The sequence below is a fragment of the Streptosporangium sp. NPDC049078 genome (assembly GCF_040648855.1).
GTDB lineage: Bacteria > Actinomycetota > Actinomycetes > Streptosporangiales > Streptosporangiaceae > Streptosporangium.
Genome location: NZ_JBEZEL010000004.1, coordinates 229,935 through 247,297, shown reverse-complemented (window position 1 = coordinate 247,297; position 17,363 = coordinate 229,935). Strand labels below are relative to the sequence as shown.

At 70.6% G+C, this 17,363-nt stretch carries 14 protein-coding genes; 6 read left to right on the top strand and 8 right to left on the bottom strand.

All coding sequences use genetic code 11. The annotated features are described in order from the left end of the window. Nucleotides 1–13: 13 nt before the first annotated feature. The gene (locus AB0B90_RS08210; protein WP_350946314.1) at nt 14–1,327 is read right to left on the bottom strand and encodes an enolase C-terminal domain-like protein; all 1,314 of its coding nucleotides are present in this window, start codon (nt 1,325–1,327) and stop codon (nt 14–16) included. 307 nt (nt 1,328–1,634) lie between these two features. Between AB0B90_RS08210 and AB0B90_RS08205 the strand changes: the two genes are divergently transcribed. The 5 genes from AB0B90_RS08205 to larE are packed head-to-tail and all read left to right on the top strand — an operon-like array spanning nt 1,635 to nt 6,504. After that, nucleotides 1,635–2,435 carry a FadR/GntR family transcriptional regulator gene (locus tag AB0B90_RS08205; RefSeq protein ID WP_350946313.1) on the top strand — a complete coding sequence of 267 codons (801 nt, stop codon included), beginning with the start codon at nt 1,635–1,637 and terminating at the stop codon, nt 2,433–2,435. Then, nucleotides 2,432–3,712 carry a nickel-dependent lactate racemase gene (larA, locus tag AB0B90_RS08200; RefSeq protein WP_350946312.1) on the top strand — a complete coding sequence of 427 codons (1,281 nt, stop codon included), beginning with the start codon at nt 2,432–2,434 and terminating at the stop codon, nt 3,710–3,712. The genes AB0B90_RS08205 and larA overlap by 4 nt, the downstream gene beginning before the upstream one ends. Beyond that, on the top strand, nt 3,709–4,446 hold the full coding sequence (gene larB, locus AB0B90_RS08195; protein WP_362921578.1) for a nickel pincer cofactor biosynthesis protein LarB: 738 nt from the start codon (nt 3,709–3,711) through the stop codon (nt 4,444–4,446). The genes larA and larB overlap by 4 nt, the downstream gene beginning before the upstream one ends. Further along, nucleotides 4,443–5,612 carry a nickel pincer cofactor biosynthesis protein LarC gene (gene larC, locus AB0B90_RS08190; RefSeq protein ID WP_350946310.1) on the top strand — a complete coding sequence of 390 codons (1,170 nt, stop codon included), beginning with the start codon at nt 4,443–4,445 and terminating at the stop codon, nt 5,610–5,612. The genes larB and larC overlap by 4 nt, the downstream gene beginning before the upstream one ends. A gap of 49 nt (nt 5,613–5,661) precedes the next feature. Then, nucleotides 5,662–6,504: an ATP-dependent sacrificial sulfur transferase LarE gene (larE, locus tag AB0B90_RS08185; protein WP_362921575.1), complete on the top strand. Its 843-nt coding sequence runs from the start codon at nt 5,662–5,664 to the stop codon at nt 6,502–6,504. A 162-nt stretch (nt 6,505–6,666) separates the two neighbouring features. Here larE and AB0B90_RS08180 read toward each other — a convergent pair whose 3' ends face one another. The 5 genes from AB0B90_RS08180 to AB0B90_RS08160 all read right to left on the bottom strand — a co-directional run bounded on the left by AB0B90_RS08180 (nt 6,667) and on the right by AB0B90_RS08160 (nt 13,442). Then, the gene (locus tag AB0B90_RS08180) at nt 6,667–9,039 is read right to left on the bottom strand and encodes an NEW3 domain-containing protein (RefSeq protein WP_362921573.1); all 2,373 of its coding nucleotides are present in this window, start codon (nt 9,037–9,039) and stop codon (nt 6,667–6,669) included. A gap of 79 nt (nt 9,040–9,118) precedes the next feature. Then, on the bottom strand, nt 9,119–10,312 hold the full coding sequence (locus AB0B90_RS08175; RefSeq protein WP_350946307.1) for a mandelate racemase/muconate lactonizing enzyme family protein: 1,194 nt from the start codon (nt 10,310–10,312) through the stop codon (nt 9,119–9,121). Nucleotides 10,313–10,337: 25 nt separating this feature from the next. Continuing rightward, a complete protein-coding gene (locus tag AB0B90_RS08170) occupies nt 10,338–11,165 on the bottom strand; it encodes a carbohydrate ABC transporter permease (RefSeq protein ID WP_350946306.1) in 828 nt (275 codons plus the stop codon). Next, nucleotides 11,165–11,992: a sugar ABC transporter permease gene (locus tag AB0B90_RS08165; RefSeq protein WP_362921571.1), complete on the bottom strand. Its 828-nt coding sequence runs from the start codon at nt 11,990–11,992 to the stop codon at nt 11,165–11,167. The genes AB0B90_RS08170 and AB0B90_RS08165 overlap by 1 nt, the downstream gene beginning before the upstream one ends. A gap of 175 nt (nt 11,993–12,167) precedes the next feature. Further along, nucleotides 12,168–13,442 carry an extracellular solute-binding protein gene (locus tag AB0B90_RS08160; protein WP_350946304.1) on the bottom strand — a complete coding sequence of 425 codons (1,275 nt, stop codon included), beginning with the start codon at nt 13,440–13,442 and terminating at the stop codon, nt 12,168–12,170. Nucleotides 13,443–13,582: 140 nt separating this feature from the next. Between AB0B90_RS08160 and AB0B90_RS08155 the strand changes: the two genes are divergently transcribed. Next, nucleotides 13,583–14,353: a FadR/GntR family transcriptional regulator gene (locus AB0B90_RS08155; protein WP_350946303.1), complete on the top strand. Its 771-nt coding sequence runs from the start codon at nt 13,583–13,585 to the stop codon at nt 14,351–14,353. An 8-nt stretch (nt 14,354–14,361) separates the two neighbouring features. On the opposite strand, the gene AB0B90_RS08150 is transcribed toward AB0B90_RS08155, so the two are convergent. Both AB0B90_RS08150 and AB0B90_RS08145 read right to left on the bottom strand, forming a co-directional pair. After that, nucleotides 14,362–14,745 (bottom strand): hypothetical protein, encoded by a 384-nt coding sequence (locus AB0B90_RS08150; RefSeq protein ID WP_350946302.1) that lies wholly within the window; start codon nt 14,743–14,745, stop codon nt 14,362–14,364. A gap of 196 nt (nt 14,746–14,941) precedes the next feature. Next, a complete protein-coding gene (locus AB0B90_RS08145) occupies nt 14,942–17,329 on the bottom strand; it encodes an RICIN domain-containing protein (protein WP_350946301.1) in 2,388 nt (795 codons plus the stop codon). Between the last annotated feature and the right edge of the window lie 34 nt (nt 17,330–17,363).

Sequence of the window (17,363 nt, the reverse complement as noted above, 5' to 3'; positions counted from 1 at the left end):
TCGAAGGCACCCATCACGCCACCCCCGTGGCGTCGGCTGCCCACTGGGGGCCGTGCGGGTAGGCGTACTCGGCGCGGGACGCCGGACGCATCTCGGCACCTCCACCCGGCTTGACGGGGACGACGTATCGGCCGTCCTCGATCACCACAGGGTCGGTGAAGTGCTCGTGAAGGTGGTCGATGTACTCGATGACGCGGTTCTCGGTGGTGCCGGTGACGGCCACGTAGTCGAACATCGACAGGTGCTGGACCATCTCGCACAGTCCGACGCCGCCCGCGTGCGGGCACACCGGCACACCGAACTTGGCGGCGAGCAGCAGGATGGCGATGTTCTCGTTGACCCCGGCGACCCTCGCCGCGTCGAGCTGCAGGATGTCGATCGCGCCCGCCTGCAGGAACTGCTTGAACATCACCCGGTTGTGGCCGTGCTCGCCGGTGGCGACCTTGACGGGCGCGACCCGCTCACGGATGGCGGCATGGCCGAGCACGTCGTCGGGGGAGGTGGGCTCCTCGATCCAGTACACGTCGAACTCGGCGAGGGCGGCCATCCGCTCGATCGCCTGGCCGACGCTCCAGGCCTGGTTGGCGTCCACGGCGATGCGCACCTCGGGGCCGACCGCCTCGCGCGCCAGGCGTACGCGCCGGACATCCTCGGCGGGGTCGGCGCCGACCTTCAGCTTGATCAGGCCGAACCCGTCGGCGACCGCCTCCTTGGACAGCCGGACCAGCTTGTCGTCGGTGTAGCCGAGCCAGCCGGGGGTGGTGGTGTAGGCCGGATAGCCCTCGGCGAGCAGGCGTGCCTGGCGCTCGGCGCGGCCGGGCTCGGCGGCGCGCAGGATGGCCAGCGCCTCTTCGCGGGTGAGCGCGTCCTCCAGGTAGCGGAAGTCGACGACGTCGACGATCTCCTCGGGGGACAGTTCCGCCAGCAGCCGCCACAGCGGCTTGCCCTCCCTGCGCGCCCGAAGGTCCCACAGAGCGTTGAGCACGGCCCCGGCCGCCATGTGGATGACGCCCTTCTCCGGGCCGAGCCAGCGTAGCTGGCTGTCGCCGGTGAGCCGGCGCGACACCCCGCCGAGATCGCCGAGCACCTCGGAGACCGGCCGTCCGGTGACCAGCGGCGCCAGCGACTCCACGGCGGCGACGGCGATCTCGTTGCCGCGCCCGACGGTGAAGGCGAGCGCGTGCCCCTCCTGCCCGCCGTCGGTCCGCACGATCACGTAGGCGGCGGAGTAGTCGGGCTCGGGGTTCATGGCGTCGGAACCGTCGAGGTGCCGAGAGGTGGGGAAGCGGATGTCGTGGGCCTCGACCGCGGTGATCAGCTCCGTCACGGGGTCCCGCTCCGGTGATGCGTGCGCACGAAGGTCTACCTCCAGTGGATGTTTCCGGAAGATGAAGAGATCTTCACCACATGGACATGGGATGTCTTTGTAATCCTCCTGACGTGATGTGTCTAGACCTTCCGGCGAAATACCGTGAACGTTGCACAAAAGTCCGATATTTGGTGCCTTGTCGTGCGTCATGTGGCCCGTGTCCGCTCCCCGGGAATCCGGCTCTCGCGTGAACATGGGATGTCTGTTATGTTCCGGCGGTGACCTGCGTATCGATCGAGCGACTCCACGACCGGAGGTCGCGCCCGTGTCCCTGACCGACGAGGCGATCTCCCGCATCCGGGCGCTCGTCCAGTCGGGGGAGCTGCCCCCGGGGTCGCGGCTTCCCCCGGAACACCAGCTCGCCGCCCAGCTCGGCGTCTCCCGCAACCCGTTGCGCGAGGCGGTCAAGGCACTCGTCGTGGCCAGGGTGCTCGACGTGCGGCGCGGCGACGGCACCTACGTCACCAGCCTGGAGCCGAGGCTGCTGCTGGAAGGGCTGGGACTCGCCGTCGAGCTGCTGCGCGACGACACCCTGCTGGAGATCGTCCAGGTGCGGCGGATGCTGGAGCCCGCGGCGACCGCACTGGCCGCGTCCAGGATCTCCGCCGCCCAGCTCGCCGAGATCGGCGAGCACCTGGCCGCGATGCGCGAGGCGAGCGACGACGTGGAGAAGCTGATCCACCACGACGCCGCCTTCCACCGCGCCGTGGTGCGGGCGACAGGCAACGAGACGCTCTCCACCCTGCTCGACGGGATCTCCGGCCACACCCTGCGGATGCGGGTGTGGCGCGGCACGGTCGAGGCCGGCAGCTCGCACAAGACCGTCGCCGAGCACGAGGCGATCTACAACGCCCTCGCCGCCGGCGACGCGACGCTCGCCCAGGCGGCGGCGCTGATGCACATCGGCACGACCGAGACGTGGATCCGCTCGGTGCTCGAAGACGTCGAGAACTCCCCGAGCGAGGCCGACGGTGATCAGGCACCGCCCGGCAGCGGCCTCGCCGACGGGCTCTGGCAGGATCTCGGGGGAGACACGGGGGAGAGGGAGACGAGGGAGACACGGTGAAGATACGCCTGGCCTACGGGGAGACCGGCCTCACGGTCGAACTGCCGGACACGGCCACCACGGTGGTCACCCCCGTACACCACGAGGCCGCGCCCGACCAGATGGGCGTGCTGCGGGCGGCCCTGCGCGATCCGGTGGCCGGGCCGCCGCTGCGCGAGAGGGTACGGCCGGGACAGACCGTCGCCATCTCGGCCTGCGACGGCACCCGTCCCCAGCCGCGGCACCTGATGATCCCGGCGATCCTCGACGAACTCGACGGCGTCGTCGACCTCGACGACGTGACCATCCTGGTGGCGACCGGCACCCACCGCGGCAACACCGAGGCCGAACTGCGCGCGATGTTCGGCGACGCGGTCGTGGACTCCGTGCGTATCGTCAACCACGACGCCCGCGACCCCGGCTCGCTCACCTACCTCGGCCGCTTCGGCAAGGACGTACCGGTGTGGCTGAACACCGCCTGGGTCGAGGCCGACGTGCGGATCACCACCGGTTTCGTGGAGCCACACTTCTTCGCGGGCTTCTCCGGCGGCCCCAAACTCGTCGCCCCCGGCCTGGCCGCGCTGGAGACCGTCCTCACCCTGCACGACGCCGCGCGCATCGGCGACCCCCGGGCCACCTGGGGGGTGATCGAGGGCAACCCCGTGCACGACGACGTGCGGGCGATCGCCGAGGCCACCGGGGTGACCTTCGCCCTCGACGTGATCCTCAACCGGGACAAGGACATCGCGGCGGCGTTCGGCGGCGACATCCTGCCCATGCACGCCGCCGCCACCGCCGCCGCCCGCCGGGTCGCGATGCGGGAGGTCGAGGCGCCCTTCGACGTGGTGGTCACCACCAACTCCGGCTACCCACTCGACCAGAACCTCTACCAGGCGGTCAAGGGCATGTCGGCGGCGTTCCAGGTGGTCAGGCCGGGTGGCGTGATCGTCTGCGCGGCCGAGTGCCGCGACGGCTTCCCCGACCACGGCTCCTACCGCGAGGTGCTCGCCTCCGAGCCCTCCCCGCAGGCGCTGCTCGACGCGATCGCCGCCAGGCCGGTGACCGTCCCCGACCAGTGGCAGGTGCAGATCCAGGCACGCATCCAGGCCGGCGCCCGGGTGGTGATGCACACCTCCTACCTCGGCGACGCCGACCTGGCGACCGCCCACCTGGAACAGACCGACGACATCGAGGCCACGGTGATCCAGGCGCTGGCCGCCGCCGGCCCCGGCGCCCGGGTGTGCGTGCTCCCCGAGGGGCCGCAGACCATCCCGTACCTGGCCGGCGGCCGGGCGTGAGCGAGCGCGTGGTGGACCTGGGCTTCGCCCGGGTCGACGTGGACCGGGAGGCCCGTCAGGGAACGCCGGAGGTGGTCTACGGGCCCGGCAAGACCGCCGGGGAGATCGCCGCGATCGCGTCCGCCCTGCTCGCCCGCAACGCCGGCCCGGTGCTGGCCACCCGGGTCGAGGAGGCCGACGCCCGGACCGTCCTCGCGGCCGTGCCCGGCGGGTCCCACGACCCGGCGGCGCGGCTGCTGGCATGGCGGCCGGCCGCACCCGGAACCTTCGCGGTCGCGGTCGTCACGGCGGGTACCTCCGACGGGCCGGTGGCGGCCGAGGCCGCGGCCGTGGCCCGGGCGCTCGGCCTCGCCGTCACCGTGATCCGCGACGTGGGCGTCGCGGGCATCCACCGGCTGCTCGCCGAGACCGAGCGGCTCCGCGCGGCCGACGCGGTGATCGTCGTGGCGGGCATGGAAGGCGCGCTCGCCAGCGCCGTCGGAGGTCTCGTGGCGGCGCCGGTGATCGCCGTGCCCACCTCCGTCGGGTACGGCGCGGCCCTGGAGGGCGTCACCGCCCTGCTGGCGATGCTGTCCTCGTGCGCCGCCGGCCTCACCGTCGTCAACATCGACTCCGGCTTCGGCGCCGCCATGGCGGCCCACCGCCTCGCCCACACCGCCACCCGCCGCACCCTGTCACCACCCCCGCCCACCCCGGCCGGCGTGGAGGCGGCGCGGCCCGGGGGACGGCCGTGATCTGCTGGGTCAACCCGTTCACCGGGCTCGCCGGCGACATGCTGCTGGCGGCGCTCATCGACGCCGGGGCGCCGCTGGAGGGCATCCGCGCGGCGGTGGGATCGACCGGCCTCACCGGCTGGGAGCTGACCGCCGAGCGGGCCCTCAGCCACGGCCTGGCGGCGACCCGGGTACGGGTCACGGTCACCGACACGGCGACCGAGCGACGGGCCGCCGAACTGATCGCGATGGCCGGGGCCGCCCGGCCCGAACCGGTCGCCGCCCTCGCCGGCGACGCGCTGCGGGCGATCGCGGAGGCGGAGGGCCGTATCCACGGCACCGACCCCGGCCGGGTGCACCTGCACGAGCTGGGCGGCCACGACGCGCTCGTGGACATCGTCGGCGTGGCCGCCGCGCTGCACCTGCTCGGCGTCGACACCGTGCACTGCGCCCCGATCCCGCTGGGCACCGGCACGGTGACCACCCGCCACGGCGTACTGCCCGTACCGGCTCCCGCGACCGCCGCCCTGCTGCGAGGGGCGCTGGTGACCGGCAGCGACCTGCCGGGCGAGACCGTGACCCCCACGGGGGCGGCGCTGCTGCGCGCCATGCGAGCGCGATACACCCCGCCGCCGGCGATGACCCCGATGGCGACCGGCTACGGCGCGGGCACCAGGAAACTCCCCGACCGTCCCAACATCGTCGCCGTCACCGTCGCCGAGCCCGCCCGCGACACCGGCACCGAACCCCTCGTCGTCCTGGAGACCAACCTGGACGACGTCACCGGCGAGGTGCTCGGGCACACGATCGCGCGAGCCCTCGACGCCGGCGCCCTGGACGCCTGGGCCACCCCGGCCACCATGAAGAAGGGACGACCGGCGCACGTACTGCACCTGCTGTGCCGCCGTCCCGCCCTCCCCGCCCTGCGCGAACTGATCCTCGCCGAGACCGGCGCGCTCGGCGTGCGCGAGGTCGAGGTCGAGCGCACGGCCCTGCCCCGGCACATCACCGAGGTCGACCTGGAGGGCCATCGCGTACGGGTCAAGCACGGACCCCACTCGGCCAAACCCGAACACGACGACGTGGCCGCGGCCTCGGCCGCCCTCGGCCTGTCCCTGCGTGAGACGGCCGCCAGGGCGCTGCGACTGGCCCACGAGCGGCCCCCCACGCACGAGAGCCCAGGTTGACCTCCTCACCGCACCTCAAGGCGGAGGTCACCACGCGGAAAGGAACACGATGACGGCCCTCGACGCCAAGATCGCCACGCTGCTCGACCGGCTGGCGGCCCTGCCCTCGCTCGCCGTCGCCTTCTCCGGCGGGGTCGACTCCGCGCTGGTGCTGGCGGCGGCGGTCCGCTCGGTAGGGTCCGGCAGAGTCGCCGACAGAGTCCTGGCGGTGACGGCGGTCTCCGACAGCCTGGCGGCCGAGGAACTCGACGCGGCACGGCGGTTCGCGCTCTCGCTCGGCGTACGGCACCTGCTGCCCGGCACCGCCGAGACGGCGAACCCCGGCTACCGGGCGAACGGCCGTGACCGCTGCTACTTCTGCAAGTCGGAGGTGCTCGACGTGATCGGCCGGGTGGCGGCCGACCACGGCTTCGCGCACGTCGCCACCGGCACCAACGCCGACGACGCCGCCGACCCGTTCCGGCCGGGGATCAGGGCCGCCGACGAGCGCGGGGTGCTCGCCCCGCTGCGGGACGCCGGCTTGACCAAGGCCGAGGTACGGTGGGCCTGCAAGGCATGGGACCTGACCGTCTGGGACAAGCCGGCCGCGCCCTGCCTGGCCAGCCGGGTGGCCTACGGCGTGGAGGTGACACCGGCCAGGCTGCACCGCGTCGAGACGGCCGAGCGGGCGGTGCGCCGCCTGCTGGCCGGAGCCGGCCTGACGGTCACCGACCTGCGGGTGCGCGACCTCGGCGACCGGGCGCGGGTGGAGTTGGACGCCGACCTGCTGCCCCGGGCCTCAGGCCTGCCGGGCCTGGTCCCCGCCGTACGCGAGGCGGGCTTCCACGGCGCCCAGGTCGACGTGGCGGTCTTCCGCTCCGGAGTCCTGAACATCGAGCCGCTTCGCCCCTGAGCGGTCGCGTGGCCCCCCGCGCGCGAGGTCGCCCGCGTGGCCTCGACAGGAAAAGCACCACGGCGGTCCCGGGTTCACCGGACCCGGGCCTGCCGAGGGTGAGCCGTCGACCCTTGGATCGGCCTGGTGTCCCGGAGGCTTGGCGCGTCGGCCTCCGGGACGTCAGGCCGGCGTTCCGTCTCCTCGTGACGGGACGGGCGCGGTCAGCGTGAGCGACCTGTTCAGGACGTACTCGGTCTCACCCGCTCGGAACATCACCGACGCCTTGATCTGCGCGCGATCGGCCGGGGACGCGAACGACCCGGGTGCCGTGACCTTCCAGGTCTCGGTGGCCGAGTCGCCGGGGGCGAGCACGTCTCTCACCGGTTCGCCGGCGCGTTCGGCCCTCCAGCCCCGCAAGGCGGCGATCGAGACGGCCAGGCCGGTGGCCGGACGCTCGCCCAGGTTCTCCGCCGTGACGGTGACGATCGTCGAACCACCGGCCCCCACGGTGACCGGATCGGCCGACAGGAAGGCGCCGGCCGGGGGACGCCGCGGGTCGGGGGCGCCGCGGTACGGCCCGGCGGGACCCGCTTCGTAGATCACCCGGCTGGCCTCGATCGGGAGGTTGCCGTCGGTGACGACGACGTTGCCGCGGACGACGTTGCCGCGGTCGCCGTCGGCGATGCCGGTGACGGCGGGGTTGGTGGTGTAGTTCCCGACCAGGGTGAGATCACCGGTGTGGTTGGCGACGCCGTTGTTGGCGTGCGCCCACTGCTCCGCGGTGTCGGCGAACACGTTGCGGCGCACGCTCAGGTACCGGGCACCCTCGTCGAAGTACAGGCCGTACTGGCCGCTGTTCTCGCAGAAGTTCTCCTCGACGCGGCCGCGGGGTATCGCCGAGAGCGCGTAGATGCAGCCGGCGGCGTACATCGTCCGCACCACGTCGCGCACGTGGTTGCCCACGATGTGGACGTCACTCAGAGTCGTGGGCGTGTCGTGGACCGGCTGGAAGCGGTAAAGCCCGCGATCGACGTAGTCGGGGCTGCCGCCCGCGTCGTTGGCGCCCCAGCCGTAACCGACGCCGATGCCGATGTAGGGCATCTCGGAGACGTGGTTGTGCTCGATGGTCAGCCGCGTGACGTAGGTGGCGAGAATCGCGGCCTGGTCCAGGTATTCGAGCGCGGTCGCGTGGACGCGGTTGTCGCTGATCACGATGTCGCTGTTGACCATACGGGGATCGGACGGATGGTGCGCGTCGGGGCGCACGCCGCCGACCACGATCCCGCCGCCGGCACTCGCGGTGAACGTGCTCCCCACCACCGAGACCCGGTGCGCGCCCAGCCCCACGCCGGTGGCATGGGCGCCCGCGTCGTTGCCGATGCCGAGCCCGACGGAACCGAGGTTGACGAAGGTGCTGTCGAGGAACCCGATGTCGTCGGCCGCCGACACCTGCACCGCCGCGGGCGCCTGTGCCCAGTCGTTACGAGACGCCTCGAGTCCCGTGCAGCCGACGGAGCACGAGGTGAACGCGTCGGCCGGTCGGCGGGGCTGGACGCCGCTGATGAACACGCCGGTCTGCTGGTTGGCGTACCCGTCGGACGAACCGGGACGCAGCCACGTGGTGCCGGTGAAGGTGAGGCCCTCGAATCGCAGGTTGCGGGCGGGCTCGTCGTAGGTGCCGCCGACCTGGAGCAGCGATTCCAGCCGCGGCAGCTCCACCCGCGCGCGCGAGATGTCCTGCCCCGGGAGCGGTTTGTAGTAGAGCGTCCCCGTCGCCGGGTCCAGGTACCACTCGCCGGGCTCGGTCAGGAAACTCCTGGAGTTGAGCAGGAAGAACGTCGGGGTGCGGAACGGAGCCTGGACGGTGTCGTAGCCGTAGGTGTTGTTGTCCCAGGCGGGCTGTTGCATGACGACCGTCGATCCGGAGACGCTCCGCAGCGGCGCGAACCGGTTGGTGAACGTCAGCATCGCCTGCAGTTCGATGCGACCCTGGTCGGGCAGGGTGGCCAGGTAGGCGAGGTCGGGGTTGTCGACGGTGAAACCGGTCGCGGTCGGCGTGATGTCGCCGGGGGCCAGCCTGATCCGCGCGCGGCGCGCGAGGACCCCGTCGACGTAGAGCTGCCGGGTGTCGAATCCGGTGCCGACCCGGGCCCGGTAGACGCCCGTGGCGGGGTCGTCGGGGTCGTCGGGGTCGTCGGGTTCCCAGCCGGTGACGGGCCGGGCGCCGCTCAGTACGGGCCTGGCCCCGCGCGCCGCCCTCCAGGTCACGGTGTGCCCGCCGCGCCCGGAGTCGGCGGCGTCCAGGCGCAGCGGCGAGAGCAGCCGGTGGATCCCGTCCAGGAGCAGGACGACGACGTCGCGGTCGCCCTCGGCCGCCGCCTCGCGCGCCCGCCGCCGTGCCTCCCACAGGGTCGCCAGTGGCCGACTCGTGGTGCCGGGGCCGCCGTCGTCGGCGTTCTCGGCCCCGGTGGGCGCGACCACGATCGTGTGGCCGGCCCGTGAGGTCTGCGCCGGGGCCGAGGCGCGTCTGTGTGGCACGAACGACGAACGCACGCGCGTTCCTTTCCTCCGGCCCGGGACGCTCATCCGGCCCGGGGACACGACGTGGGCGTTTGGTGTCGAACGGTGAGGGCTATCTCGGCGTTCGGTCGCGCAGGTCCACGGCCAGGGGGGCGAGCAGGCGCTGCTGCGCGACCTGATCGTGATCGGTCACCGAGAGCAGCCGGCGTCCGGCCTGCTCGGGGCGGACGCCGGGGCCGTCGGCCGTCAGGGTCCCCGGCCGGTGGGTGAACCCCCTGATGACGTCCTCGTCGACCGTGACGCCCAGGCCGGGTGAGTCCCCGAGGTGGAACGCGCCGTCCTCGACGTGCAGGTCGACGGACACCCCCAGTGGCGGACGCAGGTCCTGCAACTCGCTGGCGATGTGGTTCGGCACCGAGGTCGCGGCGTGCAGCAGGCCGATCGGGATGTTGCCGATCGGGCTGACCGGCAGATCGTGGGCGTGAGCCAGGGCCGACACCCGCAGGAAATGGGAGACACCCCAGACCGCGGCCGTCTGCACGATGTCGACGGCTCCCGCGGCCAGCAGCGGGCGATACTGCTCAAGTCCGGTGAGGTTCTCCCCGGTGGCGACCGACGCGCGGATCCCCCTGCCGACGGTGGCATGGCCCTCGGCGTCCCACCGCCGGACGGGCTCCTCGATCCAGGTGAGATCCAGGGTGCGCTCCAGCTCGCAGACGTGCCGGATCGCCTGTTTGCGCGACCACGACTCGTTCACGTCGAGCATCAGGCCCGGCCGCCTTCCGTGCCCGGCCTCGGTCAGGACCTCCTGCACCAGCGTCAGGCGGTGCCTGTCCCGCTCGATGTCGAGGCCGCCCTTGATCTTGGCGGCCCGCAGGCCGTACCGGGCGTAGACCTCGTAGGCCGAGACGAGCTCGTCGTCGGTCAGGCCGATGTCCAGGCCGGAGGCGTAGGCGGGGACCCGCCTGTCGCGCCCGCCCAGCAGACGCCAGAGCGGTTCGCCGGCGATCTTCGCCTTGATGTCCCACAGGGCGGTGTCCATGGCGCCGATGGTCCCGAACACCGCGCCCGCGTGGCCCGCCTTGAAGGTCTGCCGCAGCATGCGGTCGTACAGCGCCGCCACACCGCGCGGGTCCTCGCCCTCGATGGCGGCGAAGACGCCGTCGATCTCCACGTGAGGTCCGATGCCGACACCGGTGATCCCCTCGTCGGTGTCCACCATGACGATGGACACCGGAACGACGCCGTCGGCGTAGAGGCCGTTGGAATCACCGACAGGACGGTCCCATTCCTGGACCGTCGTCAAAGTGCGATACCCCGAAATACGCATGTCAGCCCTTCGTGGAACCGGCGGTGACCCCGTCGGCGATCTGGCGCTGGAGAAAGAGATAGATCATCAACATGGGGACGGCGGCGATCAGCACCCCGGAGGCGAAGGTGGGGATGTTGTCGGAGTACTGTCCACGCAGCGAGGTGACCCCGACCATGAGGGTGCGGTGGTCGGCCGACGGCATCATCAGCAGGGCGATGAGCACGTCGTTCCAGCAGAACAGCGTGTTGAGAATGCCGACCGACAGCAGCGCCGGAGTGCCCATGGGCAGCATGATCCGCCGGTAGACGCCGTACGTGGTGTTCCCGTCGATCCTCGCCGCGTCGACGATCTCCGCCGGGATGGTCTTGTAGTAACTCGTCATCAGGAAGATGGTGAACGGCAGGAACTGTGCGACGTAGGCGAGGATCAACCCCGGGTAGGTGTCGATGAGGCCGCTGTCGGCCATGACCCGCGCGAGCGGCACCATGATCACCTGAAACGGGATGAGCAGCGCCGCGAGACAGCCGAGGAAAAGCACCTTGGAACCGCGAAACCGCAGCTGGCTCAGCGCGAAGCCCGCCATCGACCCGAAGAGGAGCAGCAGGACCACCGAGATCGTCACCACGATGAGCGAGTTGGCGAAGTATCGTGCCATGCCGACGCTGGTCCACGCCGTGACGATGTTCTCCCACTGCAGGGAGGTCGTCAGGGCGAAGCGGTCGAGGACGTACTCACGCCGGGTCTTCAGGGCGACGTTGACGGTGAACACGAGGGGGTAGATCGTCGCCAGCGCGAGGAGCGCCATCGGAACGGCGAGCACCCACCTGATCAGTCTCTTGCCGAGCATCAGTCCTGCCTCCCTGCGCGGCGGAGCACGCTGATCTGCAGGAGCCCCACCACGAGCATGATGAGGAAGAGGACCGTCGACGCGGCCGAGGCGAGCGCCGGGCGGTTCATCTGTCCCTGCTGGATCCAGACGTAGTACTCCGGCAGGTAGGTGGACCCCTCCGGGCCGCCGCTGGTCATGACGTACAGCAGGCCGAACATGGATGTCAGCATCCCGATCATCGTGGTCACGAAGACGAACTGAATGGTGCGGGTCAGGCCCGGGATGATCACGTGCCAGATGGTCTGCGGGAGCGACGCGCCGTCCATCCTGGCCGCGTCCAGGAGCGCGGAGTCCAGGGTGGCGAATCCGGCGAGGAACACCACCAGGGCCATCCCGAACGTCGCCCAGATCTGCACGCCGACCACCGCGAACATGGCGACGTCCGGATCGCCGAGCCAGTCGACCGGGCCGAGGCCGATCGTCGCGAGGACGGAGTTCAGCGGGCCGTCGAAGGCGAGCATCAGGTTGAAGATCGCACCGACGATCACCGGGGAGAGCACGGCAGGGAAGAAGTAGACGCTGCGGAAGACCCGGTGCCCGGGAACGCGCAGGTAGATGAACGTCGCGAGCAGCCCGGGGATGGCCACCGCGACGGGAAGCAGCAGCACCAGCAGCAAGACATTGCGCAGCGCGCTCTGGAACGTCGCGTCCTGGAACATCTCCAGGTAGTTGTCGAAGCCGACCATCGCCCCGTTGCGCTCACCGTCGCCGGTGAAGGAGAAGTTGACGCCCAGCAGCAGCGGCCACAGCCGCAGGGCCACGATGATCAGTAGGGCAGGAGCCACCAGGACGTAAGGCGCGAGGCGCTCGGAGCGCAACGAGCGGGAGGGCGGCCGGGAAACGATCCCGGCGTCGGCGCGGCGTGCCCGCTGCTCTGCTTCCCTCGTTCCGCCCGCACCGCCTGCCCGCCCGGAACCGACCGGGCGGGCAGACGGCGAAGAATCTCTGACCGGCACGAGATCAGCTCGCCCGATCCGAGGCGGCCAGCTGCTCCACTACCTCGTCGACGGTCGCCGAGCCGCTCAGGAGCTGCTGGGAAAGCCTTCCCATCAGGTCCAGGGTCTTGGAGGACAGCGCGACATGCAGCGCGGGCTTGCCTTCCTTGAGCTGGGAGACGAGCGTGCCGACGGCCGCGGGGGCCTGCGAGACGTCGATCGTGGTGTCGGACGCGATCGCGCCGGCGTCGGAGTAGAAGGAGGTGAGGGCGTCGGTGGTGGTCAGCGACCGCACCAGGTCGGCGGCGAGCTTGGGGTCCTTCGCCCACTTCGCGACGCCGTAGCCGATGCCACCGTCGTAGGCGAGGCTCGGGGTCACCCCGTCGGTGACGACCGGAGCGGGCATGACGCCGAGCTTGTCGGCCCCCAGGAACTCGCTGAAGTCCTTCCAGTGCCCGATGTCGGACATCAGGCCGATGATGTGGGCGGCCTTGCCGGAGTTGAAGATCGTGAAGGCGTCGTTGAACATCGCGGTCGAGTTGGCCCCGTCGTTGTTCAGCTTCGCGTCGCCGGTGTCCTTCCACAGCTTGAAGATCTTCTTCACGTTGGGGGAGTCCCAGACGCGCTTCCCGGCGATCCAGTCGTCGTACTCCTGTGCCGTCAGGATGCCCGAGCCGAGGCCCGACATGAAGAACTGGATGCCGGCGCCCTCCTTGTTGCCGAGCGCGAAGCACCTGGCCCCGGTCGCCTTCTTGATGGTGGCGCAGTCGTCGAGGAACTTGTCCCAGGTGGTGGCGGGGCTCGCCGGGTCGAGTCCCGCCTTCTCGTACAGCGTCTTGTTGTAGTAGATCGGGTGGCCCTGCAACGTCAGCGGCGCGGCGTAGATCTTGCCTGCCTCGCTGAACGCGTCCCAGCCCGCCAGGCGCTGCTTGTCCTCGGCCACGTACTGGTCGAGCGGAAGGAGCGCGTCCACGCGGTCGCGGATCTGGCCGCCTCCGTTGAAGAGCATGACGTCGGGCCCCGCGCTGGACTGGATCGCCGAGCCCAGCAGGGTGTAGTACTGGTCGAAGGGCTGGGCCACGAACTCGACCGTGACGTCCGGGTGCTTCTTGGCGAAGTCGTCCTTCGCCTTCTGGATGTAGTTGGCGGCGGACGCCTCACCCGATTTCCAGTCCCAGACCACGAGTTTCGTGACCTTGCCGGACTCGCTCGGCGACGACGTGGGTCGCGTGGCGCTTCCGCAGCCGGTCAAGACCAGCCCCGCGGCCAGGACGGCCGACCAGAGTGCTCGCTGCTTCATTGCTGTTCACTCTCCAGAGGGTGGCCGGGCTCACCCGGCCTTCGTTTGAGGCGAAACGTAATTCGTATGACGTCTGACGTCAATATGCGTGACATATACTGATGTTGAAATGTGGCGCCGCCCGCGGCACCGGAGGAGATATGACGGCATCACAGGAGTCGCCCCTGAGCTTGGCGTCCCCTCCGGCGTGGGTGCGACGGCCGGCGAACCTCGCCAGGGCGGTCACGGCGGAGCTGGTGGAGCGCATCGTTCGCGGAGCGCACCCGCCCGGCACACCGCTGCCCGCCGAGCCGGTCCTCTGCGAGACCTTCTCGGTGAGCCGGACCGTCATCCGCGAGGCGGTGAAGATCCTTCAGGAGAAGGGGCTGGTGCAGGTCCGCCAGGGCAGCGGCACCATAGTCACCTCGCCGACGATGTGGGACATGCTCGACGAACTCGTCCTCGCGGCGACCATCGCCGAGGACGAGAGCCTGGCGATCCTCGACGACCTCGTCGTCACGCGGCGCGTGCTGGAGTCCGACATGGCGAACCTCGCCGCTCGCCTCGCGGACCAGGACACCATCGATCGGCTGCGTGCGCTGGTGGACCGGATGGACGAGCTCGTGGACGATCATGTCACCTACGCCGACCACGACCGCGCCTTCCACGACACGATCATGCAGGCGTCCGGAAACCGCATCGCCCGCGGCGTGGTGCGGGCACTGGAGAGCCAGGTCATCAACACCGCCCGCTACATGGGCCAGCCCCAGCGGGCACTGTGCGTGGCGTCCAACCTCGGTCATCGCCGTATTTACGAGCACATCGCCGCCCACGACCCCGGCGGCGCCGCCGGGGCGATGTTCACGCACATCACCGAAGCCTGGCTCGTTCGTCGCGGCGGGCCGAGCGATCCCGTACGCCTGGAGCGCTGAGGGCCGGCCTATGGACACGCGTTCCCTCGCGCGGGGTCGCCGGGGAGGTCCGAGGACTCGGTGGAAGGAGCCGGCCCGGTCAGGCCCAGGGCGGTGACGCGCCGTACCAGGGACTCGCGCCGCACCCGGATCTGCCGGCCGTTGTCGTGGCCGGCGAGGGTCGCGGCGCGCACCTCGGCGATGACGTGGGAGTGCGGGACGTTGAGCACCGCGGCGGCCGTGGCGACGCTCACCAGGGGCTCGTCGGGCAGCATCGCGAGCCGTTCGGCGATCATGCGCTCGCGGAACTCGGCGGCGAACCACACGGTGGCGTCACCGATGCCGAGATGAAGGACGAGACCTTCGCGTTCCAGATGCCGCAGGAGGTCGTCGATGTCGCCCGGCGTGCTCATGTGGTGCTTTCCCTCGTGTTCGGTGGTGTGGGCGGGATGGGGACCCGCGTTCCGGCGGCAGTGCCCTCGACTGCCCTCGACTGCCCCCGGAGCGTCCCGGACGGGTGGGGCCCGTCCGCCCCCGCCCCGGCCGGGGGCGGGTGACGGCTTTCGCCGGGGCGGTGGGCCGCCCCGGCGAAGACATGAGACGGCTGGATCAGTTGCGCAGGCTCCAGCGCTGGTTGGCGCCGCCGTTGCAGGCCCAGAGGTTGAGCTTGGTGCCGTTGGCGGTGCCGTTGCTGGGCGCGTCCAGGCACAGCCCTGACTGCACGCCCGTGATGGTGCCGTTGGCGTTGACGTTCCACTGCTGGTTGGTCTGTCCGTTGCAGTCCCAGATCACCACCTGGGTGCCGTTGGCGGTTCCCTGGCCGTAGGCGTCCAGGCACTTGTTGCCGTACACCTGCAGCTGCTTGCCCGCGGTGTGGGTCCAGCGCTGGCTGGTGACGCCGCCGCAGTCCCAGAGATGCACCTGGGCTCCGTTGGCGGTGCTGTTGCCGGTGACGTCGACGCAGCGGTTCGACTGGGCCCCGACGATCTGCGCGCTCTGCTGCGGGTTGCCGCTCGTCTGGGGGCCGGCGGCCGCCATCACGGCCTGGGCTCCCGAGGGCCAGTTGCCGTTGGTGACCGTGACGTTGCCGTTGACGACGTTGCCCCGGTCGCCGTTGGTCACGTTGGTGCTGTTGTTGGTCGACCAGTTGCCGGTGACGGTGAAGTTCCCCATGTTCTCGGCGTACCAGTAGTTGGCGGTGGCCCAGGTGCCGGTGGAGGAGAAGACGTTGTTGCGAGCGGTGTAGTAGCGCGAGCCCTCGTCGAAGTAGAGACCGAAGTAGCCGTTGGTCCGCAGGCAGTAGTTGTCGCTGATCACCGCGTTCGGGTTCGCCGACAGCGTGTAGATGCATCCGCCGTCGTTCATCTGCTGCATGACGTCGTGCACGTAGTTGCCGGTGAGCCGGTTGTTGGACGCGGTGGTGGCCGTGGTGTACCTCGGCTGGTAGTTGTACAGGCCGCGACCGGCGTAGTGCTCACTGCCGCCGGCGTCGTTGGCGCCCCAGCCGTACCCGATCGACATGCCGGTGTACGGCATGTTGTAGACCTCGTTGTTGGAGACGGTGGCGGTGTTGACGTAGGTGGTCAGGACCGACACGATGCCCCGGTACTCCACGCCGAGGTCGTGGATGCGGTTGTTGCTGACGGTGATGTTCCGGTTCACCATCCGCTGGTCGCCGGGGTGGTGCGCGTCGGCGCGCACGCCGCCGACCACGATGCCGCCGGCCGAGGTGCGGGCGATCTCGGACCGGGTGACGGTGATGTTGCTCGCGCCCAGGCCGACACCGCTGGTGTGGCCGTTGGCGTCGTTGCCGATACCCACGGCCGTCTGGCCGAGGTTGAAGAACTGCGAGTCGCTGAAGGTGATGTTGTTGGCGGCCGACACCTGCACGGCGGCGGGCATCTGGTACCAGTTCGGCCGGGTGGCCTCGAACTGCGGGCAGCCGTTGTGGCAGGAGGAGAAGGCCGGCCAGTTCCAGTTGCCGGCCATGTAGACGCCGGTCTGCTGGTCCACGTAGCCCTGGTTGCCGCTGGGGCCCATCCAGGTCGTGCCGGTGAAGGTGATTCCGGTGAACGAGATGTGGTGGGCGGGCGCGTCGTAGGTGCCCCCGACGTTCACCAGGGACTGCAGCGTCGGCAGCTCCACGCTGACGTTGCTCATGTTCTGCCCGGCGAGCGGGATGTAGGAGAGCTGGCCGGTCCCGGGGTTGAGGTGCCACTCGCCCGGTGAGTCGAGGAACTCGTAGGCGTTGGCCAGGTAGAGCGGACCCGCCCGGTGCGGGCTGGTGAAGGTGTCGTAGCCGAAGTTGTTGTTGCTCCAGCCGGGCTGCTGCATCGTGATGAAGTTCCCGGTGATGTTCTGCACCCTCACGTACCGGTCGGTGAACGAGCCGACGCTCTCCATCTCGACCTGGTTCTTGTTGGCGAGGTTGTTCAGATAGCTCAGGGCGCCGTTGGTGAAGGAGAGGCCGCTGCTGTTGGCGGTGAAGTCCGACCGGTTCACGGTGGTACGCGCGCGTGTGGCGATGGCACCGTTGACGTAGAGCTGCCGGCTGTCGACCCCGGTGCCGACATTGGCCCGCCAGATGTTCTTCCCTGAGTCGGCGAGCGACCAGCCGGTGACCGCCCTCGCGCCGCTGATCACGGGGCGCGCCGACGGGGCGGCCCGCCATATCACCTGGTATCCGTTGTTACCGGAGTCGGCGGCGGTGAACCGTAGCGGCGCGGAGAGCCGGTACACCCCGTCGGCCAGTTCCACGACGATGTCGCCGGACATCGCGCCGGTGAGCGCCCGCACCGCGGTCTGCGCGGCCGGCAACGAGCACGGCTGGGCGCTGGAGCAGCTGCTGCCGCTGCCGGAGGGGGAGGCGTAGAGGGTCGTGGTGGCCGCGAGGGCGGGGGAGACCGGCGCCACCAGAGCGGCCGCGGCGGTCAATCCGATCGCGGCCGCTCCGGCCAGCATCAGTCTCCGTATCGCGGAGTACGAGAGTTCGAACACGGCATTTCCTTACGTGGGGGGGTGGTGGGAGGGC

What these genes read in the sequence shown, in the direction of transcription:
- larE (WP_362921575.1), top strand. Translation starts at nt 5,662, where the DNA reads ATGACGGCCCTCGACGCCAAGATCGCCACGCTGCTCGACCGGCTGGCG.
- AB0B90_RS08170 (WP_350946306.1), bottom strand. Translation starts at nt 11,165, where the DNA reads ATGCTCGGCAAGAGACTGATCAGGTGGGTGCTCGCCGTTCCGATGGCG.
- AB0B90_RS08160 (WP_350946304.1), bottom strand. Translation starts at nt 13,442, where the DNA reads ATGAAGCAGCGAGCACTCTGGTCGGCCGTCCTGGCCGCGGGGCTGGTC.
- AB0B90_RS08155 (WP_350946303.1), top strand. Translation starts at nt 13,583, where the DNA reads ATGACGGCATCACAGGAGTCGCCCCTGAGCTTGGCGTCCCCTCCGGCG.
- AB0B90_RS08150 (WP_350946302.1), bottom strand. Translation starts at nt 14,745, where the DNA reads ATGAGCACGCCGGGCGACATCGACGACCTCCTGCGGCATCTGGAACGC.